A 24,937-nucleotide genomic window follows, 5' to 3' on the forward strand; every position below is an offset into this window, starting at 1 on the left:
CTGAGCCGCCCCAGCTCCGCCTGCCCGTGTCGTTCTGTCCATCGAGCGAGCCCGATGCCCTCCAGTGAGGGCTATCGGGTGCGAAGCGCCTGCAAAGTCTGTGGTCGCGCCTCAGTCGTCGTTGGCTGCGTTCATCTTGACGATGGCGGCGATCATGATGCTCGCGCTGTCGCCTTGCAGCGAGTAGTAGATGGTCTGGGAGGAGCGCCGAGTACTGACCAGCTCGGCTCGCCTGAGGATGGCAAGGTGCTGGGATAGGGCCGACTGGCTCAGGCTCAGGCGTTGATTGAGCTCTGTCACGGACAGCTCGTTGCCTTCAAGTAGACACAGGATTCTTAGGCGATTGTCGTTGGCGATGGCTTTCAGCAGGCCGCTCGCTCTGTCTACCACGGCATCTCCACCCTCAAGCAGGCGGCCGGCAACACGTTGTGAGCTGTTCATCAGCACTCTCCCTTGCAGCGGTGACTGACACGAATTTCACCCGTTGGACGTCGTGGCGCTAGGCGCCACCCGAGATGGACGGCAATAGGGATCGAGGTGTTGTGCATGGATGGCTTGTCATCCTCATCGAAGAGATCCGCTAGTCGGATTCGGCGTATCCGGCTCCTCGGAATAGTGTTGGTCCGGGGCGCAGGACTCCTTTCATTTGGTCGCTGATGAAAGCCGAAGCCTTTCTTTCCGTTAGTGATTAAGAAACTTCTCAATAATAGCGCATTGTTGAAGTAAACGCGTCTTAAACGCGTGTTTGTGACCGTTTCGGCAGAATTAGATAATAAGTTTTTCAAAGTGTGTCCATCGCGTTGTTTCTTGTATTTGTATTTAGCAGACTGACAATATTGTGCAATATCAGGTTTCTCTAGGTATCCTGTATGGCGCATCTGGTGCCTGGATCTGCAGTTATCTGATTTTGCCCGTCTACCCGGGGTGGCCTGTGGGTAAAGGGGAAGGGGTCGAGCAAGGGAGTGCTGGCAAGGCGCAGGCTTGTCTCGTATAATTTCTGCCGCAAAATTTGCACCCCACGCGGTGGCGCGAGACTTATCGCCATACGGCTCGAAATCTTGCGCCATCCAGAGGTATCGCAGCCAGGCGTGCCTGTAGCCGTATTGTGGTTGTTCCCAGGGTTCCCTCACCCCTTGCGAAAAAGGAATCATGATGTTCACTCTGTCCTTCGAACAGCGCCGTCGCCTGCTGGCGCTGATGGTCGTTTTCCATATCGTCGTTATCGCCGCCAGCAACTACCTGGTCCAGCTGCCGTTTACGGTATTTGGCTTGCACACGACCTGGGGCGCTTTCAGCTTTCCCTTCATCTTCCTGGCCACCGATCTGACGGTACGCCTGTTCGGCAAGGGGCCGGCGCGCGCCATCGTGATGCGCGTGATGCTGCCCGCGCTGGTGGTGTCGTACGTTGTCTCGGTGGTCTTCCCGCAGGGCGGCTTCGCTGGCCTTGCAGCCTTCGATGGTTTCGATCTGTTTGTCGCCCGGATCGCACTGGCCAGTTTCATGGCCTACCTGCTCGGACAATTGCTCGACGTGCAGGTCTTCGACCGGCTCAGGCGACTCAAGCACTGGTGGGTGGCGCCGGCGGCGTCGACCCTGGTCGGTAATCTGGTGGATACCGTGGCGTTCTTCTCCATCGCCTTCGAGGCTGGCCCTGACCCGTTCATGGCGCAGCATTGGCCAGAAATCGCAGCGGTCGACTACGCCATCAAACTTGCGATCAGTCTGGCCTTTTTCCTGCCCCTGTACGGCGTGCTGCTGCGTTATCTGAGCCAGCGACTGGTGGCGGTGACCGGCAGTCAGGACGTCTGGCCGGAGCAGGTCGCTCGGGGAGAGGGACGCTGATAAGGGCCTCGATCCCCGGCGGTTGAGCCTGCTGGGCCGGTGTTGCGATCTAGCCCCGCCCTGGTTTGCTATGGCTGTGCTTGCTGCCTGGCTCCGCGCCCCGCCTGGCACGTTCAGTACTATGCTGGTGTCGTGAAGTACGACGTTCTACCGGCTCTCTACCAACCTTCGATCGCTCAAAGGAGTGCAGCTATGACGGTTTCCCTGGAATATACGGACAGTGGTGGTCAGGGAGAGCCATTGGTCATCGTTCATGGCCTGCTGGGTAGCGCCGACAACTGGCGCTCCCATGTCAAACAGTGGTCGGGCGAGCGCCGTGTGATCGCCCTGGATCTTCGCAATCATGGCCGTTCTCCTCATGCCGAGGGTATGGACTATGACCAGATGGCCGAAGACGTGGCAGCGGTGATGGACCGCTGCGGCGTCACCAGAGGGCACCTGCTTGGCCACTCCATGGGCGGCAAGGTGGTGATGACCCTGGCCAGGCTTCATCCTGAGCTGGTGGCGTCGCTGATCGTTGCCGATATCGCGCCGGTCGCCTATGAACACCGTCACGATAGCGTCTTCAGCGCACTGCGGCGTGTCGAACAGGGTGAGCCTACCGACCGGCGAGAGGCCGATGCCTTGATGGCTGAGGTGATCGACGACAAGCCCACCCGCATGTTTCTGGCTACCAATCTGGTGCGCGACGACGATCGCGTACTACGCCTAAGGGTCAATCTCGATGCGATCGAAGCCGGCTACGGCCAGATCATGGCACCGCCCGGTGGCGAAGGAAGCATCGATGTGCCGACGCTGGTGTTGCGCGGTAGTCGCTCCGACTACGTCGCCGATGACCTGCTTGAGTCGCTGCGCGCCGTCCTGCCCAGGGCCGAAGTCAAGACCCTGGACGCTGGTCACTGGCTGCACACCGAGCGGGCGCAGGAGTTTCAGGAGCAAGTGGCCGAGTTTCTGGCCTCTCTGGACGACTAGCCACTGCAATCAAGGCGTCTGTGGTTTAGCCGGGGTCCTTGCCCAGGCGCGAGATCGGGGTCAAGCGTTCGACGATCTTCTGGTCATGTAGATAGCGCTCCAGGCGACGATAGCGGCCGTGATCCATGGCGCCGGGGCGCAGGCTGAGTCGGCGCCTGATGTCGGGCCAGGCCTCGGCATTGGCGGGGCTGTCCATGGTCGGCTCGAGTCGAGTCATGATCTCCCAGCTCGCGGCGGGATGGTCGATGATCCAGCGTGTGGCTTGTTCCAGTGCGTCGACGAAGGCGCGAATGGCGTCCTTCTGTGCCTGAAAGTGGTCTTGGTTGGCCACGACGACCAGGCCGTCATGCACCGGGATACCCAGTGTCTCGGTCGGCATGGCGCGGGTAGCGATGCCGAGATCGGCGAGCTCTCGCGGCAGAGACAGTGCCGCGCCGCCGATAAAGGCATCGATCCAGCCTTCGTTCATCGCGCGTATCACGCTGAAGTGCACGTCCTTGGCCTCGACATGGGACAGGTTCAATCCTTCGTGTTGAAGGATGGCCCTGAGCAAGACGTCTTGTCCCGCGCGCTGCGCGTAGCCGATCCGGTGATCGATCAGTCCCAGCACCGAGTCGATGTCCGCATCTTCGCGTACCAGCAGCGCCGACAGTGGCAATTCGCTCAAGGTGGCTACCCTGATGATGGGGCGCCCCTGGTCCACCAGCCGGTGCAGGGTCAGCTGGTCGGTCAGTGCCAGATCCGCCTGGGATGCCGCCACCAGCTTGGCAGGTACGTCGGGATCGGCGGGGGTCTGCAGCACGACGTTCAGTCCGCGCCGCGAGAACAGCCCCCTCTCCTGAGCCACCAGCAAGGCAGCGTGCTGCGGCCCGGGTGACCATTCCAGCACTAGAGTCAGCTCGGTGACCGGTGGCGGTGCGATCGGATCGGCAGGAGCCGCCGTGGCCGACGGTGCCACCGGCATCGCGGGCGTGTCGATACCGGGTCCACCAGGCAATCCACGGTAGCGCTCGAGGATATCGCTCACCACCGCCGCTTCGGCGCTTGTAGGGGGCGTTCCGCCAATCTGCTCGGAAGAAGTCTCGACCTGTTGCTCCTGGGCAAGGGGCGGCGCTGCCTGTTGCTGCGCTGCGGCTTCAGCGGGCGCCTCCGGCTCGGCCAGGGCAGGGGGCAACGCGCCGAGGCTTGCCAGCAGCAAGCTCAAGCCCGCAAGCCGGATTAGCCGGTGTTGCCTGGGCGACGACTTGGGCATCAACAATCTCCATGGGTCAGGCATTCGTACCAGCGCGCTAGTGTATCCAAGGGCGAGCTTCGTTCACCAGCGGCATCCATCAACATCCTGGTAATTCGAAGTGCGCTCGATGAATCACGTTACACTCGACAGATCGCGGCGTGGGGCCGGGCGTGAGACAATCATGATGAACGTTGCAAGGGATGCGCATGGATTCGATCAATAGTCTCTTTCTTCTGTGTGGAACGCTGATTGCGCTGAGTGTGCTGGCCAGTCGGCTTTCCGCTCTGGCCGGTGTGCCACTGCTGGTGCTGTTCCTGATACTCGGCATGCTGGCGGGTGAAGACGGCCTGCTGGGTATCGACTTCGACAATTACTCGCTGGCCTTTGTCATCGGCCATCTCGCCCTGGCGATGATCCTGCTGGATGGTGGCCTGAGGACACGGCTCAAGACCTTTCGTGTCGGTTTCAAACCCGCCCTGGGGCTCGCTACCGTCGGGGTCTTCATCACCAGCGGTCTGGTCGGTCTGCTGGCGATGTGGGTCTTCGATCTATCGTTGCTGCAGGGCCTGCTGGTCGGGGCCATCGTCGGTTCTACCGACGCTGCGGCGGTCTTCTCGATGCTCAGTGGCAGAGGGCTCAACCTCAATGAACGGGTCGGCGCCACCCTGGAAATCGAGTCCGGCACCAACGATCCCATGGCGATCTTTCTCACCCTGGTGCTGGTCGAGGCGCTGGTGGGGGACCTCGGTGGCCCCATGGACATGCTGCTGTTCTTTGTTCAGCAGTTCGCCATGGCCATCGCCATCGGGCTTGGCGCGGGCTGGCTGATCGGTCGCTTGCTGCGCTATGTGGATCTTGCACCGGGACTTTACTCGCTGCTGGCCCTGGCGTTGGGGTTCTGCGTCTTTGGCTTGACCAGTGCCCTGGGGGGCAGTGGCTTCCTGGCGATTTATCTGGCCGGATTGATGATCGGCAATCAGCCGGGGCGGCACCTCAACTTCATCTTGCCGGTGCATGACGGACTGGCCTGGCTAAGTCAGATCGGGCTATTTCTGGTGCTTGGCTTGCTGGTGACACCTTCGGCACTGCTGGAGGTGCTGTTACCAGCTTCGATCGTGGCCCTTGCGCTGATCTTCGTGGCGCGTCCGTTGGCGGTGGTGCTGACGCTCAAGCCGTTCTTCCATTTCCGCTGGCGAGAGGTAGGGTTCATTTCCTGGGTGGGGCTTCGCGGTGCCGTTCCCATTGTGCTGGCGATCTTTCCTGTCATCGGTGGCGTCGAGCAAGCCGGCCTCTACTTCAATGTGGCCTTCGCGGTGGTGTTGCTGTCGCTGTTGATCCAGGGCGGAAGCTTGCCCTGGATGGCACGCCGCATGAAGGTCATGGTGCCGGACAGTGCCACTCCCAATCATCGGGGGCCACTTGGCATCCTGCCTGAAAACGACTTCGAGATGTTCGTCTACAAGGTCGAAAATGCCGATCTCGAAGACGTCCCGATTCGGCTGCTGCGCTTTCCCTCAGGTGCCTTGATCTCTGCCCTGTTCCGCCAGCACGTGATGCTGCACCCCAAGGGCAGTACACAGTTGCGCATCGACGATATCATCTGTGTCATCGGCAAGAGCGACGATCTGCCAGCATTGAACCGGCTGTTCAACGGCGACGCCAAGCATCGCCAGCAGCGAGCCTTCTTCGGCACCTTTACCCTGGATGCGGACGCCAGGATGGGCGATGTGGCCGATGCCTATGCGTTGACCCTGAGCCCCGGCGAGGCCTCGCTGACACTGGGCGAATTCATGGGGCTACGCTTGGGCGGGCATCCGGTGGTAGGCGACGACGTCGACTGGCATGGCATCCACTGGGTGGTGAGCGAGATGGAAGGCAACCATATCACCCGTGTGGGTCTGCGCCTCTACTGAGGCGCAGCGTTCCAGTATCGGAAAGAATCGAGCGGAAAGCATCGAGCGGAAATAACCGGGCGGAAATTATCGAGCGGGGTCTGTCGAGAAAGCCCCTTGCCAAGATGCCCTGGAAGAGCCCGTCAGGGCACCAGCAACTTGAACTGCAGCGAAAATTGGTCTTCGGGCACGGCGTAGTCGTCGGCGAAGTTGTGTTCATACAGACCACTGATCTGCAGCGGGGAGTCTCCCAGCTTTACCAGTTTGCTGAGTCGGCCACCCACGGGCAGGCTGCTCCAGTCGCTGTGCTCCCAGTCGTAGGTGATGTTCATCTCCGAAGTGCCCACTGACCAGCCCTGGCCGAGCCCGAGATTGATGATGGGCTGCAGGATGCTCAGGTTGACGTCCTCGCGATCGTCCTCACCGGCGACACTGAAGATGTTCTGGTTGAAGGCGCCATACAGGAAGGAGCCCCGCGAGGCCGCAAACCCGACCGCCGGACCCAGACCCCACTGTTCGGCGCCACGATGCTCACCGCCGGTCGGCAGAAGGGCGACCACACCGAAGCCAGAACGACCCCAGGAGTGTTCGAAGGTGGTGAGGTCGAACACCGTAGAATCGCTAAGGCCGGTGGAACCGCCGGGATCCTCGGTCAGTGAGGGCACCGTCAGGCGAAAGATGTGCTGGTGGCCCGCCAGCCGGTAGGGCAGCGCCGTTCTGAACTGGACGATGTTCTGTGAATCATTGGTGCCGTGGACTTCCGGGCTCCAGGAATTCTGTAGCTGGAAGTTCATCAGTGGCGCAGTGGGGTCGGAGGCGGCCTGTCCGAGTTCCTGCTCGGCCAGGACGCCGGGGCTGATCGCCAGTGTGCCGATCAGCAGCGCGGCACCAACGGATCTGCTGGCTAACGGAACGTTCACCCTCAGGCCATTCTGTTCGCAGAGCTCGCCGCCCCGAATCCTGACTCTTCCCTGATGCATCCCGACATTCCCCCAGCCGATGAGAGAGCCCCTGCAACGCGGGCTCGATTGCTATTTCGGCATAGTGTAGTCGGTCTTGCATGTAATATGCGTTTTTGTGCTTATCTGCCGGCGGGCGGATCGGCAGGGTCCTTGTTGCCAACCGTCCCCCGGACAAACCTGTCCCAGGATTTACCAGGCCCCCTGGTCGATCATGGCATTGGCGACGCGCCTGAATCCCGCAATGTTGGCGCCCAGCACCAGGTTGTGGGGCTCGCCGAATTCCTCTGCGGTGGACGCACAGCAGCGATGGATATTGGCCATGATCGCCTGGAGGTGGGCATCGACCTTCTCCAGCGGCCAGATCTGCATGCTGGCGTTCTGCGCCATTTCCAGTTGACTGGTGGAGACGCCGCCGGCGTTGGCCGCCTTGCCGGGGGCGTAGGCGATGCGGGCCTCCAGCAGACGGTCCACCGCCAACGGCAGGGTCGGCAGGTTGGCCCCCTCGCATAGACACTCGAGCCCATTGGCGAGCATCGCCTCGGCGTCGGCCAGGGTGACCTCGCCCTGGGTCGCGCAGGGAAAGGCGACCTGGCCAGGGATGCGCCAGACGGCGTGGCCGTCGGCGGGGTAGTCGTCCAGCGCAATGAAGCGGGCCCGGGGGTGATCCTTCAGGTAGCCTTCAAGCGAGACGCGCTCGACCTCCTTCAAGCGCTTGAGAGCCTCCAGATCGATGCCGTCCGGGTCGTGGAGGCAGCCACCGGAATCGCTGCAGGTGACCGGCAGGGCATCCAGCTGATGGAGCTTCTCGATGGTATAGATGGCGACATTGCCCGCGCCGGAGACCAGGCAGGTCTTGCCGCGCAGTTCTTCACCCCGGGCTGCCAGCATGTGCTGGGCAAAGTAGGCGGCGCCGTAGCCGGTGGCCTCCTTGCGGCCCAGCGATCCGCCCCAGTCCAGCCCCTTGCCGGTAATCACCCCTTCGTGACGTCGCGTCAGTCGCTTGTACTGGCCATAGAGGTAGCCGATCTCTCTGGCGCCGACGCCGATATCGCCCGCAGGGACATCCACGGTGGGCCCAAGATGATCCACCAGTTGGGTCATGAACGCCTGGCAGAAGCGCATGATTTCCCCGTCGGAGCGTCCGCGCGGGTCGAAGTTGGCGCCGCCCTTGGCGCCACCGAGTGCGAGTCCGGTCAGAGCGTTCTTGAAGATCTGCTCGAACCCGAGAAACTTGATGATGCTGGCGTTGACGCTGGGGTGAAAGCGAAGGCCCCCCTTGTAGGGGCCGAGAGCCGAGTTGAACTGGACACGGTACCCCTTGTTGACCTGGATCTTGCCGTTGTCGTCGGTCCAGCAGACGCGAAACATCAGCTGGCGCTCGGGCTCCACCAGTCGCTCGATGATGGCGTGCTCGAGGTAGCGGGAGTCTGACTCCAGCAGAGGCCTCAGGGACGCCAGGATCTTCTCTGCAGCGGCATAGAACTCCGCCTGGGCGGGACTGGTGGCTTTCAGCCCTTCCAGAGTGTTGTGCAGGTAATCCACGGCCGCGTCTCCTTTCTTGAGGCTTCCTTCGGCGTTGTGCCGTCGCTGGCTCGTTCACTATAGGAGTGGGGCGGCTGGTCAGACAGCAGGATGCGCTTTATGGCGAATTCCAGATGCGTCTGACTTCGGCCGTAGTCAAACACCGTGACAAACGGCATCATTCAGACGATAGGGCGATGGTCGCCCAGCAGCTTTTCATGAAAAGGTCAGGCTCGATGAAACGATCCTATTTTCCCGTGGTACTGACGCTATTGCTGGCCGTCGGGCTGGGGGGCTGCGACGAGACACCCACCGGGCGTAGCCAGCTTGCCTTGGTGCCTGGCTTCGTGATGAGCGACATGGGGGGTGACGCCTTTGAGCAGATGCGAAGCCAGCTACCGCTTTCCACCGATGCCGCCATCAAGGCCGAGGTCCAATGTGTCAGCGACGCCTTGATCAAGTCCGCGCGGCTCGTCTATCCCAAGGTCGAGATGCCTGACGACTGGCAGGTGGTCGTGTTCGACAATCCCTCGCCAAATGCCTTTGCCTTGCCGGGAGGGCGCATCGGCGTGCACTCGGGGCTGTTGCAGGTCGCTCAGACGCCCGCCCAGCTGGCGGCGGTGGTCGGTCACGAGATCGCCCATGTGCTCGCCGACCATGGCAACGAACGATTGACCCAGCAACTGGGCATCAAGGCCGTGCTGCTGGTGGTAGGACTGATGAGCGAGGGCGACGTGGGTCAGGAGCCCTTGCTCCAGGCGCTGGGCATCGGCAGCCAGCTCGGTATCGCCTTGCCGTTCAGTCGTGCCCATGAGTCCGAAGCCGACGTGATGGGGCTGGCCATCATGGCGCGCGCCGGATTCGATCCCGGCGAGAGCGTCGCCCTCTGGCGCAATATGGCATCGGTTGGCGGTGATCAACCGCCGGAGATCCTGTCCACCCATCCGGGGCATCAGTCACGTATCGAAGGGTTGCGTGCCGAGATGGTGCAGGCCAAGGAGGTTTACAGAGGCGTTTCGCCCAGCCGCTGCTAGGGCTTGTCTGAAAAGTGCCTGCGCTCGGTAATACGGCGTTAAAAATCGGATCAACATGCTCATTTACACCCCGTAAACTGCGCTTTCTCACCGATTTTTGCCTTGTCTAACCTTCGCTCGTCGACTTTTCGGACAGCGCCTAGGGCTTGTGCGAAAAGTGCCTGCGCTCGCTAAGACGGCGTGAAAATCAGATCAACAGGTGGGTCAGACGTTGGTGGGCGTGCGGCCGAGCTTGTCTTCAAAGGCCAGGGCCGCGGCGGCGGCCCTGGCTTCGTCCTGTCCATCGTGGCGAGAGACCACCCGCCGTGAGGCGTTGGGAGAGGAATCCGAAAATGCCACCACCGCCCAGCGGGTGCGCTTCATTGTTCTTGTTTGATAACTCTCCACACGATAATGCTTCATGTCCATCCATCTCGGCATAGTTCACGGGTATGACCCTGATTGCCGATGTAAAGTTCGAAAGCTTCACCAATTAGAGCAGCTCGATCGTAAAGGCTTCTAGCTTGCCGCCAAAGGCGAAAGGGCGTCGCTCTGCGTAGTGGCGTGAGACGGGGGAGCCCAGATCGCGGCCCACGTCGAAGGTCTCGCTGGCGCTGAAGGCCAGGGGAACCGTCGAGGGCACCTGACCTTCCGCCGCGGTCTGCCCATCCACCTCGATCGTCACCTGCGCCGCTTTACCGGGCACCGGGATCCGGGTGGTGATGACGATGTCGTGGCTGCCCGGGGCCAGGGCGGCTGTGCGAATGCGGGTATTCTCCATCAGCAGCATATTGTACTCGTAGGTCAGCCTGCCCTGATCAAGATAGACGCTGAGCCCGCCGCCGGCACCCCCGATGGCATACAGCACGCCCTCGGCATCGCCCTGGCCGGTGTCGATACGCAGGCTGGCCCGGGTGCTCTGGCGACCAACGCCGGGGGCCGAAAATTCCGGCATGCGTTGGGTCGTCTGGGTAAAGGTCCAGTGATCGTAGCGCGTCTTGACCCGGTCCTCGGGGTGGACGCGAAGCCAGTTGCCCGCACCGGTGGGGAAGGCCTTGTTGTCCTCGGCGATATCCATGAAGCGTTGTTTCATCATGGCCAGTCGCTCAGGCTGAGCGTGGGCCAGATCTCTGGCCTGGGAAAAATCGCTTCGCAGGTCGTAGAGTTCCCACACATCTTCGGCGGAATCCCAGTCGGCGATCCGCTGTGCCGCGCTCGAGGTATCCCAGGGAACCAGCGGGCCAAAGGTACCGGCAAAGTAGCCATCCAGGTAGAGCCCTCGACTGCCGTTATTGTCGAAGAACTGGTGGTGCTTGCGTCCGGGGGCATCGGCGTCGTCGAAGGTGTAGGCCAGGCTGATACCGTCCATCGGCATCTGCGGGTAGCCGTTGACGACGTCCGGCAGCGGGATGTCCAGAATGTCGTAGAGGGTCGGGGCAATATCCACCACGTGGTGGAACTGGTGACGTACCTGCTCATCCGGTGCGATATGGCCGGGCCAGGAGATGACCATGGGGTTGCGGGTCCCGCCGAAATAGGCACCGAGCAGCTTGGTGCCCTTGAAGGGAGTGCTGCCCGCCCAGGCCCAGCCGGCGTGGTACATGTTTTCGGTCTGGGGGCTGCCGAGAACATCGAGGCCGCCCATGCGATCCAGTACCTCCAGCTGCTGGGCGACACTGCTGCCGATATTGTTCTGGGCCAGCAGTTCGCTGATCGAGCCGTGCTGGCCTTCGGCACTGGAGCCATTGTCCCCGACGATGTAGATGACCAGGGTATTGTCTCTGAGCCCCATTTCCGCCATGCCCTCGAGCAGTCGCTCGACCTGGCTGTCGGTGTGCTCCACGAAGCCGGCGTAGATTTCCATCAGGCGAGTCTGGAAGTCGCGCTGGCTCTCGGGAATCTCGTCCCACCCTTGCAGGCTGTCGTCGCGTGGCGTGAGTTCTGTGCCCGGCGGAATGATGCCCATCTCGAGCTGTCGCTGGTGGGTGCGCACGCGGTAGGCATCCCAGCCATCGTCGAACTGGCCGTCGTAGCGATCGGCCCATTGCGGTGCAACGTGATGGGGGCCGTGGGCCCCACCCGGCGCCCAGTACATGAAAAACGGCTTGTCCGGATCGAAGGCCCGGTAGTCGGCGAGCCACGCGAGCGCCTGGTCGGTCAGGTCCTCGGTCAGGTGGTAGTCGGGATCGTCTTCGGGGGGCTCGATATGCAGGGTGTCCACGGTCAGGCGTGGCTCCCACTGGGACGTCTCGCCCCCCAGAAAGCCATAGAAGTGCTCGAAACCATAGCCGGTGGGCCAGCGATCCTTGGGGCCGATCGCTGTCGTCTCGACCGCCGGGGTATTGTGCCACTTGCCGAAGGCGGCGGTGTGGTAGCCGTACTGCTTGAGCACCTCGGCCATGGTGGCGGCATTCTTCGGAATCACGCCGGTATAGCCGTCGAAGGCCACCGCTCGTTCAGCAATGGTCCCGGAGCCCACCCGGGTATGATTGCGACCGGTCAGCAGAGACGCCCGCGTGGGAGAACAGATGGACGTGGTATGAAAGCCGGTGTACTCGATGCCTTCATCGGCCAGGCGCGACAGCGCTGGCATCCTGATCTCGCCACCGAAGACCTCGGACACCCCGAAGCCCACATCGTCCAGCATGACGATCAGAACATTGGGGGCGTCTTCCGGCAGGTGGGACGGCTCGTCCGGCCACTGCATGGTGGCGTCCTGGAGGCGAGGTGGTACATCGCTCGGCATGGGGGCGGGGGCGAAGGGTAATAACGCTCCGTCCGTCTCGGGCCGACCGGTCTCGGGCTGGCTTGCCCCAACCGGGCCCGATACGGGAGAGAGCAGTACCAGGCCGGCGAGGACGCCGACCATGACTTGCATGGACCTCTGCATGACACACCTTCCTCGATAGCGGATTGCTGCGCATGGAAACGCTGGCTCGACGGGCGTGTCCCTGGCGACAATCGTTGCTGTGTTTCGGTAGCGACTCGTTCAGAAATCGTTGAGCGCCTATCACAGCAGGCCGAGCTATCGGCGGCGATAACACTGAGGGGAGATGACGCGACGTTATCTGGGGTGATTGACCCCGGTCAGGATTGCCGCATGGTCCTGGCAGGGGCATGGCTTATGCCGGGCATAGCGCTATTTGGGGCTGCGCCGTGGGTCAGCCCCGTTCTTCTTTATGGCTGTGTTCAAGACCGGCGGTCGGCTCATCTCGTGGGTCTTCTCCAGCCAAGTATTCAGGGTCCTCCAGTGGCTCGCCCGCTTCGTTCTGAAGCTGTAGATCGTAGGCGGACTGGAGGCCCGGCGGATCTTCCACCTCTTCATCGCCCACCTGATGAATATGGCCTGGGTACAAGGGCGACAGCAGGGCAACCAGGATGCCGATTGACGCGAAAATGGCGAACCCCTCGGCATAGCTGACGACATTGAGCAGAGCGCCGATGACCGGCGAGCCGGTGGCCTGGCCAAGCGACACGGCCATGAAAGGCAGCACCGGCCCCATCGCCAGGCGTCCGGGCAGCAGGCGAATGCCGGTCATCAGGTAAAGACCCGTCAAGCTCATGTAGGCGAGGCCAAAGACCAGAGCGGAGAATGCCGCCAGCACGGGTTGGGCGGGGCTGGCGGCAAGCAATGCCAGGCTTGCCGCCAGCATGGTCAGCATCAAGGCCTGGGTGATGGGCGGATTGTTGCGGTCGGCCAGATCCGCCACCACCGCACCGCCTAGACCGGCGATGCCGACGGCGAGCCACAACCACCCCGTGGCGCTTGGTGACAGACCGCCAAGCGTCACCACCAGGTCCGGAGCAAAGATCCAGTAGGCGGCCGAGATGAAGCCCATCGCGTAGGAAAACAGGGTGAGCCTCACGAGCCGTGACCACGGCAGTTCACGCAATGCAGGTGGGTCGGCGGCGTTGGAAGGCGTGATGCGCGACACCGAGGGTAGGTACAGCCAGGTAGCGCACACGCCGATGACCGTCAGCAGGGCGAAGGACAGATAGGCCAGTCGCCAGGCGTCGGCCATGAACAGTACCGTTGGTACGGCGACGATCACGCCGATACTGGTTCCCGCATTCATGACCGAACTGACACGAGCATGCAGTGAGCGTCTCACCAGCGCCTGCATCCCGGCGGTGAGTGCGGGCATCATCAGGCCGGTACAGATGCCGCAGGCGAACACCCCGATGCTGAGCATGGTCGCATCGGCCGCTCGGCTGATCAGTGCCAGGCCGACGATACCGAAAAGCCCGGACAGTACCGCTGCGTAGCGGGCGCCAAGACGATCGGTGGCGTAAGGCGCCACCGCCGTGGACAGCAGGAAGCTGATGAGGGGAAGGGCGCCGATGATGCCGATGGCATCAGGCGTCAGCGACAGCTCATCGCGAATCTGGGGGACAAACAGGCCGAAGGCAAAACGGGCGAGTCCGTAGCTGATGGCGACCAGGGCCGCGCCGAAAATCGCAAAACCGGTGCTGGAAAGAGACCTCATGCTAGCTCCTCCGACATGCACGTTGCGCCACCTGAAGTGCTCTGGCGCCTTGATGCATCGTGTCTGGTTCGTCCCTGTCGTGCTGCCTGGAGCAACAGATGCAAGCAGGGTGCACGATTTGCGGCGTTGTCGCCAATCCATCAACGACAATCGGTGACCTTTTCACGACAACCGGTGAACAAACCTTGCTGCTGGGGGGCTGGTGTACAGAACCAGGTGTGCAGTAGCTGGTGTGCAGTCCCTGGTGTGAAGAACCATGGCGGGGCAGCGCCTCGAGACCGTCGAAGGACTGGCGTGCCGACAGGCAGGGAGCTGTTGTAGGAAGAGGGAAGAGGGAAGAGGGAAGAAACGAAGAAGGGGATCAGTCTGTCGACTGATCCCCTTCTGGATTCGAGGTGGCGGAGGGACAGGGATTCGAACCCTGGAAGGGCGTTAACCCTTGCCGGTTTTCAAGACCGGTGCATTCAACCGCTCTGCCATCCCTCCGGCTCACGGCGGTGTACTTTACCAGCTTTTCTCCTCACGTCAACACTTCTGTGCGATCAATGTCTTACGCGATAGAGCGACACCCCTCCCTGATGCCTTCAAAGGAGCTGTTGCAATAGGGTGACTGCGCAAAAATTGTGCAGCTAAGCAATTTTTTGTCGCCGATAGGAAACAGTGTTCGCGCCGCCCATGGCGGGCCCATGGGCCAGTCTGATCGCTTGAATGGCGTTGAAACCCCGTCGCCAGGCGGCTTGCGTCGGGAACTTGCTGGGGGCATGCTGTGTCGAATGCATGTCAACCAACAGGGAGCTCTGGATACATGGCTTATCAAGAGTCACAGGTGAATCGTCAGACCCAGACGCAGGTCGCTGCGACGAACAAGGTTCTGCGCAACACCTACGGCTTGCTGGCGATGACACTACTGTTCTCTGCCATCACCGCAGGGGCTGCCGTGGCCCTCGGTGTACAGCAGATGAACATTCTGGTGTTCTTCATCGGCGCCTACGGCCTGATGTTCCTGGTCCACAAGACCGCCAACTCGGCCCTCGGCCTGCTGGCGACCTTTGCCTTCACTGGCTTCATGGGCTTCACCCTCGGCCCGATCCTGAGCGCCTATCTGACGCTGTCCAACGGTCCCGAGCTGATCATGACCGCACTGGGCATGACCGGCCTGACCTTCTTTGGTCTGTCGGCGGTGGCGTTGATCACGCGCAAGGACTTCAGCTTCCTGGCGAACTTCATGATGGCTGGCGCCATCGTGCTGATCCTGGCCATGGTGGCGGCGTTGATCTTCAATATTCCGTCGCTGTCGCTGATGGTATCGGCTGGCTTCGTGCTGTTCTCCTCCGCGGCGATCCTGTACCAGACCAGCGAGATCGTGCACCGTGCCGGCGAGACCAACTACATCCTCGCCACCATCACTCTCTATGTGTCGATCTACAACCTGTTCATCAGCCTGCTGTCGCTGCTGGGCGTGGTAAGCCAGGACTGATCGTCGCAAGACGTTCTGGCACAACTGTCGTACACTGTCGGCCCCGCCTTGGCGGGGCCGACGTGTTTTTGATGACCCGCTTTGTTCAACTCCCGACATTGGCGGGAGCCAAGGGAATACCATGCGTTATGCCATCCTGCTGCTGGGTGCCCCCTACAGCCATCAGGCCGCACACAGCGCGCTGCGCTTCGCCCGTGCGGTGATCGCCCGCGGTCACCACCTGGAGGCCGTCTTCTTCTATCGCGATGGCGTTCACAACGCCGCGCGCCTGGCATCGCCGCCCCAGGACGAGCCTCATCTGGTCGACGGCTGGACCACGCTGAACCAGGAGCATGGCGTGCGTCTCGAGGTGTGCATCGCCGCCGCACTGCGCCGAGGCATCGTCGACGCCGACGAGGCGGCCAGGCACGGCAAGCAAGGCCACAGCGTCCAGGCGCCGTTCGAGCTGACCGGCCTCGGGCAGCTGGTGGACCTGGGCCTCGAGTGTGACAGGCTGGTAACCTTTGGTGCCTGAACAACACCGAGCTGCTGCCGACTGCCGCCACACAATGGGTCCCGAGCAGGGCAACGCTGAACCGAGAAGAGTGGAAGGTCGATGATTGAGGAACCCAACGACGATTCGGGGGATCTGCTGGTGATTCTTCGTCATGGCCCCCATGGCACCAGCTACCTGAAAGAAGGTCTCGACACGGCGCTGGTGGCCGCCGCCTTCGGACGCCGGGTATCACTGTTGTTCATGGCCAGTGGCGTGGCGGCACTGGTGCCGGGGCAGGGCGCCGGTCCGCTGGGGCAGAAGGGCACCCAGCCGACGCTGGCCATGCTCGAGATGTACGACATCGACCGGCTGTTCGTGGATGGGGCAGGACTTGCCGAGTTGGGCGTGGCGCCCGAGACGCTGACGCCGGATGCCACTGTCATCGAGGGTGACGCCATTGCCGCCCTGATGGCGGAGCACGCATTGGTGCTGACCTTCTGAATTGGCGTCACAGACGACTCGAGACCGCGTCTCTGTCGGGGCTCGCTCCCACCAGGTTTCACCCATCGACGTCAGCCACTGGACTCACCCACGACCACTACCAGGAATCGGGATGATACTGCACACCCTCAATCGTTCACCGCTGGAGTCGACGGTCTATCGGCAGGCGCTACGGGCGTTGGCAGAAGACGACAAGCTGTTATTGATCGAAGACGGCGTGCTTGGCGCTCTGCCGGCCCAGCAGGCGCTGTGGTCCTCTCTGCCCGGTCGTCTACTGGCGCTGGCCGAAGATCTCGAGGCGCGCGGCTTGAGCGAACACTGTGCCACCGGCATCGAAGTCGTCGACGTGGACGGTTTTGTCAGGCTCACCGAAGAGGCCGATAAAGTGGTCAGCTGGTACTGAGGTAACACGATGGCAAGCACTGAAACTGCACGAACCCTGGATCTCGGCCAGGCCTCAGTCCCCCTGGACCCGGAAGGCTATCTGGTCAATCTCGATGACTGGAGTCCCGCCGTCGCCGAGGCGCTGGCTGCGGAAGAGGGCATCACCCTCGGCGACGAACACTGGCAGGTGATCGACGTCCTGCGAGACTTCTATGCGCGCTTCGAGCAGGCACCGGCCATGCGCCCGCTGGTCAAGGCGGTGGGCCAGGCGCTGGGCAAGGACAAGGGGAGCTCGCTGTACCTGATGAAGCTGTTCCCCGGCAGCCCCCCCAAGCTGGGCGCCCGTTTGGCGGGCCTGCCCAAACCAACCAACTGCCTGTAGACGTGCGGCGTTGAACTTTCTCGCCCACGCCTGGCTCGCTCGTGCCGGTGACGACGACTTTCTGCTCGGCAACCTGATCGCCGACGGCGTCAAGGGGCGCGATCTCGGCCAGTGGCCCGAAGGCGTCGCAGCCGGCATACATCATCACCGGCGGGTGGACGCCTTCGTCGATCGCCATCCATCGGTACTTGCCGCTCGACGCCGGGCGCCGGCGGCGAGTCGTCGCGTGGCCGGTATTGCCCTGGATCTGATGTGGGACCACTTTCTCGCTCGGGATCTGGCTACCAGCGACCCGCACGAGCGCGAGGTCGTGATCGAGCGATGCTATCGACTGTTCGAGTACCACGGCGCACCGCAGCGGCTGGCCACCATGGTGCCTGTACTGGTGCGTGAGGACTGGCTGCGCCGCTACGCCAGCCTCGCCTTCACCTGCCGTGCCATCGCCGGCATTGGCTCACGACTGTCCGGGCCCAACCGACTGGCCGAACTGGTACCGCATCTGCGCGATGACTATCGTCAACTGGACGACGACTTCGCGACCCTGTGGCGCGATACCCGCGCGGAACTCGAGACCTCGGGTTCCTAGGGCTTGTCTGAAAAGTGCCTGCGCTCGGTAATACGGCGTTAAAAATCGGCTGGTGCGCCAGCCCGGTCAACATGCTCATTTACACCCCGTAAACTGTGCTGTCTCACCGATTTTTGCCTTGTCTAACCTTCGCTCGTCGACTTTTCGGACCGCGCCTAGCGACTACCGCGCTGCTTCAGCGGACCGCTACCAGGTCCGCAGCCACAGGCATTCCACCTTGTCGCCCGGCGCTATCTCGCAATGGGGCGGGATCACCGCCAGGGCGTCGGCATCAATGCAGGATGACAGTACCCCGGAGTTCTGGTCGGAAAACGCCAGGGCGCTGACGCCCTGTGGGCCGAAGGCGAGGCGCACCCGCATGTAATGCTGGCGCGGACCGGTGGAGGTGGCAAAGTCGCTGCGGGCCCATAGCCGCGGTAGCTCCGCCATGGACTCACAGCCCTGCAGGGCACCCAGCAGCGGGCGCAAGAATAGCCAGGCACCGACATAGCTGGACACGGGATTGCCGGGCAAGCCGACAAACCGCACCGGCGTGCCGTCAGGTCCTTCCATCTGGCCCAGGGCCAGCGGCTTGCCGGGACGAATGGCCAGGCGCCACAGGTTCAGCGTGCCCAGTGACTCCAGCGCCGCCTTGACGTGATCTTCCTCACCGACGCTGACGCCGCCGGTGGAGACCACCAGGTCCGCTACCTCGGCGGCCTCCTTCAGACAGGCGCGGGTACCCTCCGGGCTATCCGGCACGCTGCGCGTGAGCACTATTTCGGCGCCGAAGCGCTCCAGCAGGCTCTTGAGCATGGGGCGGTTGGAGTTGTAGATCTGGCCAGCTGCCAGGGGCTTGCCCGGATCGATGATCTCGTCGCCGGTGGACAGCAAGGCCACCCTGGGTCGGCGGTGGACGTCCACTTCGACGATACCCTGGCCTGCCAGGTGGCCAAGTGCGGCGGCGTCCAGCCGAGTGCCGGCGTCCAGCAGCGGGGCGCCTGCGCGTACGTCGCGGCCCCGCCGGCGCACGTTGTCGCCCGCCGGGATGTCGGCGGGAATGACGGCCTCATCACCCTCGCGCTGGACCTTCTCCTGCATAACCACACAGTCGGCGCCTTCGGGCAGCTGGCCACCGGTAAAGATGCGGGCACAGCGGCCGCGCTCCAGTCGCTCGCCCGGGGCCCCGGCGGCCACTCGCAGGGCCACCGGCAGGCGTTGTCCGGCGTCTTCATGGTGCAGGGCGTAACCGTCCATGGCGCTATTGTCGAACGGCGGTACATCCAGGGCCGCCACGACCGGGGCTGCCAGCACACGGCCTTCGGCCTGTTCGCAGGGCTGGCGCTCCACCGGCAGCGGCGCGACGCCATCGAGCAGGGTGGCCAGGGCGTCCTCCATGGGCGCCAGTGACGCTGCGTGGCTAGACGTCATGCTGCCCCCGCTCCGGTATCACCAGATTGGCGAAGTTGCAGGGCCGGTGACGGCTGTCGAGCTGCTCGGCAAGGATGCCGTCCCAGGCGGTGCGGCAAGCGCCGGTGGAGCCCGGCAGGCAGAACACCACGGTGTGATTGGCCATGCCTCCCAGGCAGCGGCTTTGCACGGTGGAGCTGCCGATTTCCTGATAGGACAGCTGGCGGAACAGCTCGCCGAAGCCCTCGATGCGCTTGTCGAGCAGGGCCGATACCGCCTCCGGGGTGGAATCCCGTCCGGTGAAGCCGGTACCGCCGGTGGTCAGGATCACCTGCACTTCGGGGTCGGCGATCCAGCCTGACACCACCGCACGGATACGATAGATGTCATCGATCACGATCTGCTTGTCGGCGAGCTGGTGGCCGGCGGCCTCGAGCCGCTGCACCAGCGCCTGACCGCTGCGATCGGTGTCTTCGGTGCGGGTGTCGGAGACGGTCAGCACCGCCACCTTCAACCCGATCATGGTGTCCTGACTCACTGGCGTCACTCCTTGTCACCGGTACGCTGCTGCTTGGCCTGCTGGCGAGCCTCGAAGGCCGCCATCTGTTCTGGGGTGGCCTTGGCCTGATACATGTCCTTCCATTCGCTGTAGGGCATGCCGTAGACGTGTTCACGGGCGCTTTCGTAGTCGAGCGTCTCACCGCGCTCTTCGGCGGCGGCGACCAGCCACTTGGACAGGCAGTTGCGGCAGAAGTCCGCCAGAATCATCAAATCGATGTTCTGCACATCCTTGTTGTCGTCAAGGTGGCGAAGCAGGCGGCGGAAGGCGGCCGCCTCGAGTTCGGTGCGAGTGGCCTCATCGAGGTGCTGCATGGGGGACTCCAGTAACAGAAAACGATCAGTCGGGCGACTGTCCCACGATGGTAACGCAAGACCGTCACAAGAACAGCGGCAAAAGAATGCCGCCCCGAGTGAGCCCGGGGCGGCGAGAGGGATAGCGGTCACCGTGGGTGGGGCTGCGCTCAGGAGGGGCTGGGAGATTCCGGTTTGGTATCGTCCGTTGCCTCGACGTCAGCCGGGGCCTCGGCCTGATCCTTGACCTCTTCGTACCACAGGTTGTGGTGCTGCTTGGCCCAGCTTTCGTCGACGTAGCCGGTGGTCATGCCCTCGAGCGCACCCTCGGTCCCCAGGGTGCCGATATAGATGTGACCGAAGGAGACGGCGGTAAGCGCGAGGGCACCCACCGCATGGATGATGTTGGCCCACTGCATGGTGTCCCGGCTCTGGTCGAAGTTCGGGAAGTCCAGTACCAGGCCGCTGACGAAGACAACCATGCCGGCCGTGGCCAACAGCCAGAACCAGGCCTTCTCGCCACCGTTGGCAAAGCCGGCGTCTGGATGCTTGTCGCCGACCATGCCGCCGCCTTGCTTGAACCACTCGATATCGTGGGCCTTGATCCAGTTGTGCTTGAGAAAGCGCAACAGCACGAAGATCAGCAGCAGACCGAAGAACGGACCGATGTAGTTGTGCAGGAACTTTGTGCCGCTGATCATCGCAGCCCAGAAGGCGTCGCCAAACACTGGCTTGAACACGAACTTGCCGTAGAGAATGTTGAGGCCCGTCAGCGCCAGGATGATGAACAGCGTCGCCAGGGTCCAGTGCAGCGCCCGGCTGAGTACCGACCAGCGCAACAGCTTACGCCCGGTGCGTGGCTCATCGAGGCGGCTGCGGCCGACGATCAGATAGAAGATGGTGATCATCGCCAGCATGCCGCCCACGGCGATCAGCCCGAAGGGCGAGACCCACTTGTTGCGCCATTGGCGCCAGCTCTCGCCGCTCTGGTTGATCAGGCTGTAGGTCGAATCGTGGCGGGTATCGATAAAGGACTCGCCATCCTTCACCTGGCGCCAGGTGTCGGCGTCGGCGCTGGGTACGGCGGTGGCGATCTCGGCATTGGGGTCGGCACCCATGGCGGGAGCGGCGCAGGCCAGCAACAGCAGCAGCAGTGCCGGCAGCACCAGCCCCAGGGCTCCACCCGGTCGAGGCAAGGCATCACGAAGGTTCATGGGGCCTCCTCACTGGTTACGTGTGGCGTCGTAGGCCATGGCGTCGATCGCCGAGGGCGAGCCATTGCCGATATCCGACCAGGCGCCATCCTTGTGACCACGGCGCACCACCCGCTCGCGGAAGATGTCGGCAACGGTCTGGGCATCGCCTGCCAGCAGCGCCTTGGTCGAGCACATTTCGGCGCACAGCGGCAGCTTGCCCTCGGCGATGCGGTTGGCGCCGTACTTCTCGTACTCTTCTTCGGGGCTGTCGGCGGGGCCACCGGCGCAGAAGGTGCACTTGTCCATCTTGCCGCGCTCGCCGAAGGCGTCCTGCTGGGGGAACTGCGGCGCGCCGAAGGGGCAGGCGTACAGGCAGTAACCGCAGCCGATGCACAGATCCTTGTCGTGCAGCACGATGCCGTCGTCTGTCTTGTAGAAGCAGTCGGTGGGGCAGACCGCCATGCAGGGTGCGTCATCGCAGTGCATGCAGGCCACCGAGATGGACACCTCGGACGGCTCGCCATCATTCAGGGTGACCACCCGGCGGCGCTGGATGCCCCACTCGACCTCGTTGGCGTTCTTGCAGGCGGTGACGCAACCATTGCACTCGATGCAGCGCTCGGCGTCACACATGAATTTCATCTGGGCCATGTCGAAACTCCTGTTGGTTCGGTGACGTCGGTGTCTAGCTGGCGAGTTCGATGCGACACAGGGTGCACTTGGTTTCCTGCATCTGGGTCACCGAGTCGTAGCCGTAGGTGGTGGCGGTGTTGACCGCCTCACCGATCACGTAGGGCGTGGTGCCATCCGGATAGCGATCGGCCAGGCTTTCGCCCTGGAACATGCCGCCGAAGTGGAAGGGCATGAACACCACTTCCCGCGCTACCCGAGGCGTCACCATGGCCTTGACCTTGATACGGCCGCCTTCGGCGCCTTCCACCCACACCATGTTGCCGTCCTTGACCCCCAGGTCGTTGGCCAGGGCAGGGTTGATCTCGACGAACATCTCCTGCTGCAGCTCGGCCAGCCAGGACATGGAGCGCGTTTCCTCGCCGCCGCCTTCGTACTCGACCAGGCGGCCAGAAGTCATGATGATCGGGTACTTCTTGCTGGCATCATTCTGCTGAATGCTCTGGTACAGCGTCGGCAGGCGGTAGTGCGAGGCGACGTCATCCCAGGTGGGGTAGTCCTCGACCAGATCCCGGCGTGAGGTATAGAGCGGCTCGCGGTGCTTGGGAATCGGGTCGGGGAAGGTCCAGACGTTGCAGCGCGCCTTGGCGTTGCCGAAAGGTGAGCATTCATGGGCGATGGCAACGCGCTGGATGCCGCCGGACAGGTCGGTCTTCCAGTTCTTGCCTTCCGCCGCGGCCTTTTCTTCGTCGGTCAGCTCGTCCCACCAGCCCAGGTCCTTGAGCATCTGGGCGCTGAACTCGGGGTAGCCGTCCTCGAGGTCGGAACCGGCGCTGAACGAGTTGTCGGCGAGAATCGGGGTGCCTTCGTGCTCGATGCCAAAACGCGCACGGAAGGTCAGGCCGCCCTGGGACACCGGTTTGCTGGTGTCGTACAGAATGGGGGTGCCGGGGTGATTGAGCTCCGCGGTACCCCAGCAGGGCCATGGCAGGCCGTAGTAATCGCCATCTGCCGGGCCGCCTTCGGCACGCAGATCGCGGAAGCTGAAGGTATGCCAGTTCTGCTGGTGGGTCTTGAGCCGCTCGGGGCTCTGCCCGGTGTAACCTACGGTCCACATGCCGCGGTTGAACTCCCGGGTAATGTCCTCGATCAGCGGCTCCTCGCCGTTGATCTGAATGTTCTTGAACAGCTCGTCGGCAAATCCGAGGCGCTGGCTCAGCAGGTACATGATGGTGTGGTCGGGCTTGGCCTCGAAGGCCGGCTCCACCACCCGGTCACGCCACTGCAGAGAGCGATTGGTGGCGGTGACGCTGCCGTAGGTCTCGAACTGGGTGGCCGCCGGCAGAAGATAGACGCCATCGCTGCGATCGTGCATGACCCCGGCGACGGTGGGATAGGGGTCGACGATGACCATCATCTCGAGCTTCTGCATGGCTTTCTGCATTTCGGTGCCGCGGGTCTGGGAGTTGACCGCGTGGCCCCAGTAGAACATCGCCTTCAGGCTGGTGCGCTGGGAGATGTCCTGGTCTTCCTCGAGGACGCCATCGATCCAGCGCGATACCGTGATGCCGCTGGAGTGCATGGGGTAGCCGTCGGCGTACTCGGTCTGATCGAAGCGGCTCTTTAGCCATTCGTAATCGAGGTCCCAGATCTGCGCCCAGTGCTTCCAGGCGGCTTCCGACAGACCGTAATAGCCGGGTAGCGAATGCGACATCAGGCCGAGATCGGTCGCCCCCTGGACATTGTCGTGCCCCCGGAAGATGTTGGCGCCGCCGCCAGACTTGCCGATATTGCCCAGCGCCAGTTCGAGGATGCAGTAGGCACGGGTGTTGTTGTTGCCGGTGGTGTGCTGGGTGCCACCCATGCACCAGACGATGCAGCCGGGACGGTTTTCCGCCAGCCGCCTGGCGGTATCGTACATGGCGGCTTCCGGCACCCCGGTGATGCGCTCCACTTCACTCGGCGGGAAGTTGGCGACCTCGTTGCGGACCTCGTCCATGGCGTAGACGCGCTGGTCGATGTACTGCTGGTCTTCCCAGCCGTTCTCGAAGATGTGCCAGAGCAGGCCCCAGATGAAGGCCACGTCGGAACCCGGCCGGATCCGCACGTAGTGGTCGGCCTTGGCCGCCGTGCGGGTGAAGCGCGGATCGACGACGATGATTTCGGCCTGGCTGCGCTCCTTGGCCAGCAGGATGTGCTGCATCGCCACCGGGTGCGCTTCGCTGGGGTTGGAGCCGATGAACATGATCGAGCGGCTGTTCTGGAGGTCGTTGAGCGAGTTGGTCATCGCTCCGTAGCCCCAGGTATTGGCGACGCCCGCCACGGTGGTGGAGTGGCAGATGCGCGCCTGGTGGTCGGTATTGTTGGTCCCGGCCAGCGCCGCGAACTTGCGCATCAGGTAGGCCTGTTCGTTGCTGAACTTGGCCGAGCCGAGCCAGTAGACGCTATCCGGGCCATGCTGCTCGGTCAGTTCCAGCACCTTGGCACCGATTTCGTCGATGGCCTGGTCCCAGGACAGACGTTGCCACTCGCCCCCGACCAGCTTCATCGGGTACTTGAGGCGGCGGGTGGAGTGACCGTGCTGGCGTAGTGAAGCGCCCTTGGCGCAGTGGGCACCGCGATTGATCGGGTGATCGAAGGCCGGTTCCTGGTGGGTCCAGACCCCTTCCTGGACCTCGGCGTAGACGCCACAGCCCACCGAACAGTGGGAGCAGATGGTGCGGCGGGTTTCCACCGGAGCATCGCTGTAGGGCGTCTTCTCGACCGCCTCGGCGCGTTGCATCATCGGTGAGCCGAACAGTCCAAGACCGGCGACACCGCTGGTCGCTGCGCCACTGCGCTTGAGGAACTGGCGCCGGGAAATGCCGAGACCGGAGACCTTGGGTGTGGTGGAGGTACGTGTCAGTCGCATGGCAGGCTCTCCTTGTTGTCAGTCGCGCAGGGATGCGTAGTAGGCACGTACGTGTTCTGTCTCGCGGTAACCGGCGCTGTCATCGGCTTTCTCGGTGGCGGTCGTGGCGCTGTCATCGCGCGCCACAGCAACCGAGGCCTGGCCGACCACCACCGCGGCACCGGCGGCCACGGTGCCGCCTCCCAGGGCCTTGAGAAGACGACGGCGTTGAGTGTTGGGCGTTGTGCTCAT

Annotated in this window: 24 protein-coding genes and 1 tRNA gene; 10 read left to right on the forward strand and 15 right to left on the reverse strand. The window is 63.0% G+C overall.

Annotated elements, in window-relative coordinates:
• Positions 1-111: 111 nt before the first annotated feature.
• Positions 112-441, reverse strand: coding sequence for an ArsR/SmtB family transcription factor (locus NFH97_RS19175; protein WP_045993715.1), 330 nt, complete (start codon positions 439-441; stop codon positions 112-114).
• Between the two features lie 711 nt (positions 442-1,152).
• On the opposite strand from NFH97_RS19175, the gene NFH97_RS19180 reads away from it, so the two are divergent.
• Together NFH97_RS19180 and NFH97_RS19185 are read left to right on the forward strand one after the other, a co-directional pair.
• The gene (locus NFH97_RS19180) at positions 1,153-1,842 is read left to right on the forward strand and encodes a 7-cyano-7-deazaguanine/7-aminomethyl-7-deazaguanine transporter (RefSeq protein ID WP_045993714.1); all 690 of its coding nucleotides are present in this window, start codon (positions 1,153-1,155) and stop codon (positions 1,840-1,842) included.
• A 192-nt stretch (positions 1,843-2,034) separates the two neighbouring features.
• On the forward strand, positions 2,035-2,814 hold the full coding sequence (locus NFH97_RS19185) for an alpha/beta fold hydrolase (RefSeq protein WP_045993713.1): 780 nt from the start codon (positions 2,035-2,037) through the stop codon (positions 2,812-2,814).
• A 25-nt stretch (positions 2,815-2,839) separates the two neighbouring features.
• On the opposite strand, the gene NFH97_RS19190 is transcribed toward NFH97_RS19185, so the two are convergent.
• Entirely contained in the window at positions 2,840-4,066 is a 1,227-nt protein-coding gene (locus NFH97_RS19190) for an ABC transporter substrate-binding protein (protein ID WP_052704430.1), read from the reverse strand.
• 188 nt (positions 4,067-4,254) lie between these two features.
• Here NFH97_RS19190 and NFH97_RS19195 point away from each other — a divergent pair, with 188 nt between their 5' ends.
• A complete protein-coding gene (locus tag NFH97_RS19195; protein ID WP_349622634.1) occupies positions 4,255-5,961 on the forward strand; it encodes a potassium/proton antiporter in 1,707 nt (568 codons plus the stop codon).
• A gap of 122 nt (positions 5,962-6,083) precedes the next feature.
• Here the strand turns inward: NFH97_RS19195 and NFH97_RS19200 are convergent, their stop codons facing one another.
• Positions 6,084-6,920, reverse strand: coding sequence for a hypothetical protein (locus NFH97_RS19200; RefSeq protein WP_108133393.1), 837 nt, complete (start codon positions 6,918-6,920; stop codon positions 6,084-6,086).
• A 171-nt stretch (positions 6,921-7,091) separates the two neighbouring features.
• Positions 7,092-8,444: an NADP-specific glutamate dehydrogenase gene (gene gdhA / locus NFH97_RS19205; protein WP_349622633.1), complete on the reverse strand. Its 1,353-nt coding sequence runs from the start codon at positions 8,442-8,444 to the stop codon at positions 7,092-7,094.
• 215 nt (positions 8,445-8,659) lie between these two features.
• On the opposite strand from gdhA, the gene NFH97_RS19210 reads away from it, so the two are divergent.
• Positions 8,660-9,457, forward strand: a complete 798-nt coding sequence (locus tag NFH97_RS19210; protein WP_045993710.1) for a M48 family metallopeptidase — start codon at positions 8,660-8,662, stop codon at positions 9,455-9,457.
• 204 nt (positions 9,458-9,661) lie between these two features.
• Here the strand turns inward: NFH97_RS19210 and NFH97_RS19215 are convergent, their stop codons facing one another.
• The 4 genes from NFH97_RS19215 to NFH97_RS19230 form a co-directional block, all read right to left on the reverse strand.
• Complete coding sequence (locus tag NFH97_RS19215) at positions 9,662-9,859, reverse strand: hypothetical protein (RefSeq protein WP_124804775.1); 198 nt, start codon at positions 9,857-9,859, stop codon at positions 9,662-9,664.
• Between the two features lie 70 nt (positions 9,860-9,929).
• Complete coding sequence (locus NFH97_RS19220; RefSeq protein WP_157033156.1) at positions 9,930-12,326, reverse strand: arylsulfatase; 2,397 nt, start codon at positions 12,324-12,326, stop codon at positions 9,930-9,932.
• A 271-nt stretch (positions 12,327-12,597) separates the two neighbouring features.
• Positions 12,598-13,923 (reverse strand): MFS transporter, encoded by a 1,326-nt coding sequence (locus tag NFH97_RS19225; protein WP_045995203.1) that lies wholly within the window; start codon positions 13,921-13,923, stop codon positions 12,598-12,600.
• A gap of 396 nt (positions 13,924-14,319) precedes the next feature.
• A tRNA-Ser gene (locus NFH97_RS19230) sits at positions 14,320-14,409 on the reverse strand.
• Positions 14,410-14,728: 319 nt separating this feature from the next.
• Here NFH97_RS19230 and NFH97_RS19235 point away from each other — a divergent pair.
• The 6 genes from NFH97_RS19235 (at position 14,729) to NFH97_RS19260 (ending at position 17,728) form a co-directional block, all read left to right on the forward strand.
• Positions 14,729-15,400, forward strand: coding sequence for a Bax inhibitor-1/YccA family protein (locus NFH97_RS19235; protein WP_045991749.1), 672 nt, complete (start codon positions 14,729-14,731; stop codon positions 15,398-15,400).
• Between the two features lie 121 nt (positions 15,401-15,521).
• Positions 15,522-15,914 carry a sulfurtransferase complex subunit TusD gene (gene tusD / locus NFH97_RS19240; RefSeq protein ID WP_045991750.1) on the forward strand — a complete coding sequence of 131 codons (393 nt, stop codon included), beginning with the start codon at positions 15,522-15,524 and terminating at the stop codon, positions 15,912-15,914.
• A gap of 81 nt (positions 15,915-15,995) precedes the next feature.
• Positions 15,996-16,376, forward strand: coding sequence for a DsrE family protein (locus tag NFH97_RS19245; protein WP_045991751.1), 381 nt, complete (start codon positions 15,996-15,998; stop codon positions 16,374-16,376).
• Between the two features lie 112 nt (positions 16,377-16,488).
• Complete coding sequence (tusB, locus tag NFH97_RS19250) at positions 16,489-16,779, forward strand: sulfurtransferase complex subunit TusB (protein ID WP_052704269.1); 291 nt, start codon at positions 16,489-16,491, stop codon at positions 16,777-16,779.
• A 9-nt stretch (positions 16,780-16,788) separates the two neighbouring features.
• Complete coding sequence (locus NFH97_RS19255) at positions 16,789-17,142, forward strand: TusE/DsrC/DsvC family sulfur relay protein (protein ID WP_045991752.1); 354 nt, start codon at positions 16,789-16,791, stop codon at positions 17,140-17,142.
• A gap of 10 nt (positions 17,143-17,152) precedes the next feature.
• Positions 17,153-17,728, forward strand: coding sequence for an acyl carrier protein phosphodiesterase (locus NFH97_RS19260; RefSeq protein WP_045991753.1), 576 nt, complete (start codon positions 17,153-17,155; stop codon positions 17,726-17,728).
• Between the two features lie 186 nt (positions 17,729-17,914).
• Here the strand turns inward: NFH97_RS19260 and NFH97_RS19265 are convergent, their stop codons facing one another.
• From NFH97_RS19265 to NFH97_RS19295, 7 genes are all read right to left on the reverse strand, one after another.
• Positions 17,915-19,138, reverse strand: coding sequence for a molybdopterin molybdotransferase MoeA (locus tag NFH97_RS19265; protein WP_045992217.1), 1,224 nt, complete (start codon positions 19,136-19,138; stop codon positions 17,915-17,917).
• Positions 19,128-19,640 carry a molybdenum cofactor biosynthesis protein B gene (gene moaB, locus NFH97_RS19270; RefSeq protein WP_108133422.1) on the reverse strand — a complete coding sequence of 171 codons (513 nt, stop codon included), beginning with the start codon at positions 19,638-19,640 and terminating at the stop codon, positions 19,128-19,130. Before moaB ends, NFH97_RS19265 begins: the two co-directional genes overlap by 11 nt.
• A 20-nt stretch (positions 19,641-19,660) precedes the next feature.
• Positions 19,661-19,990, reverse strand: coding sequence for a DUF1244 domain-containing protein (locus tag NFH97_RS19275; RefSeq protein ID WP_108133399.1), 330 nt, complete (start codon positions 19,988-19,990; stop codon positions 19,661-19,663).
• Between the two features lie 149 nt (positions 19,991-20,139).
• Positions 20,140-21,183 (reverse strand): formate dehydrogenase subunit gamma, encoded by a 1,044-nt coding sequence (locus NFH97_RS19280; RefSeq protein ID WP_108133400.1) that lies wholly within the window; start codon positions 21,181-21,183, stop codon positions 20,140-20,142.
• A gap of 9 nt (positions 21,184-21,192) precedes the next feature.
• Positions 21,193-21,816, reverse strand: coding sequence for a formate dehydrogenase FDH3 subunit beta (gene fdh3B, locus NFH97_RS19285; RefSeq protein WP_045992214.1), 624 nt, complete (start codon positions 21,814-21,816; stop codon positions 21,193-21,195).
• A gap of 34 nt (positions 21,817-21,850) precedes the next feature.
• Positions 21,851-24,706 (reverse strand): formate dehydrogenase subunit alpha, encoded by a 2,856-nt coding sequence (locus NFH97_RS19290; protein WP_348816134.1) that lies wholly within the window; start codon positions 24,704-24,706, stop codon positions 21,851-21,853.
• 18 nt (positions 24,707-24,724) lie between these two features.
• A complete protein-coding gene (locus NFH97_RS19295; protein ID WP_349622631.1) occupies positions 24,725-24,937 on the reverse strand; it encodes a twin-arginine translocation pathway signal in 213 nt (70 codons plus the stop codon).

Origin of the sequence: Halomonas sp. SCS19 (assembly GCF_040147015.1) — a bacterium.
Classification (GTDB): domain Bacteria; phylum Pseudomonadota; class Gammaproteobacteria; order Pseudomonadales; family Halomonadaceae; genus Halomonas; species Halomonas litopenaei.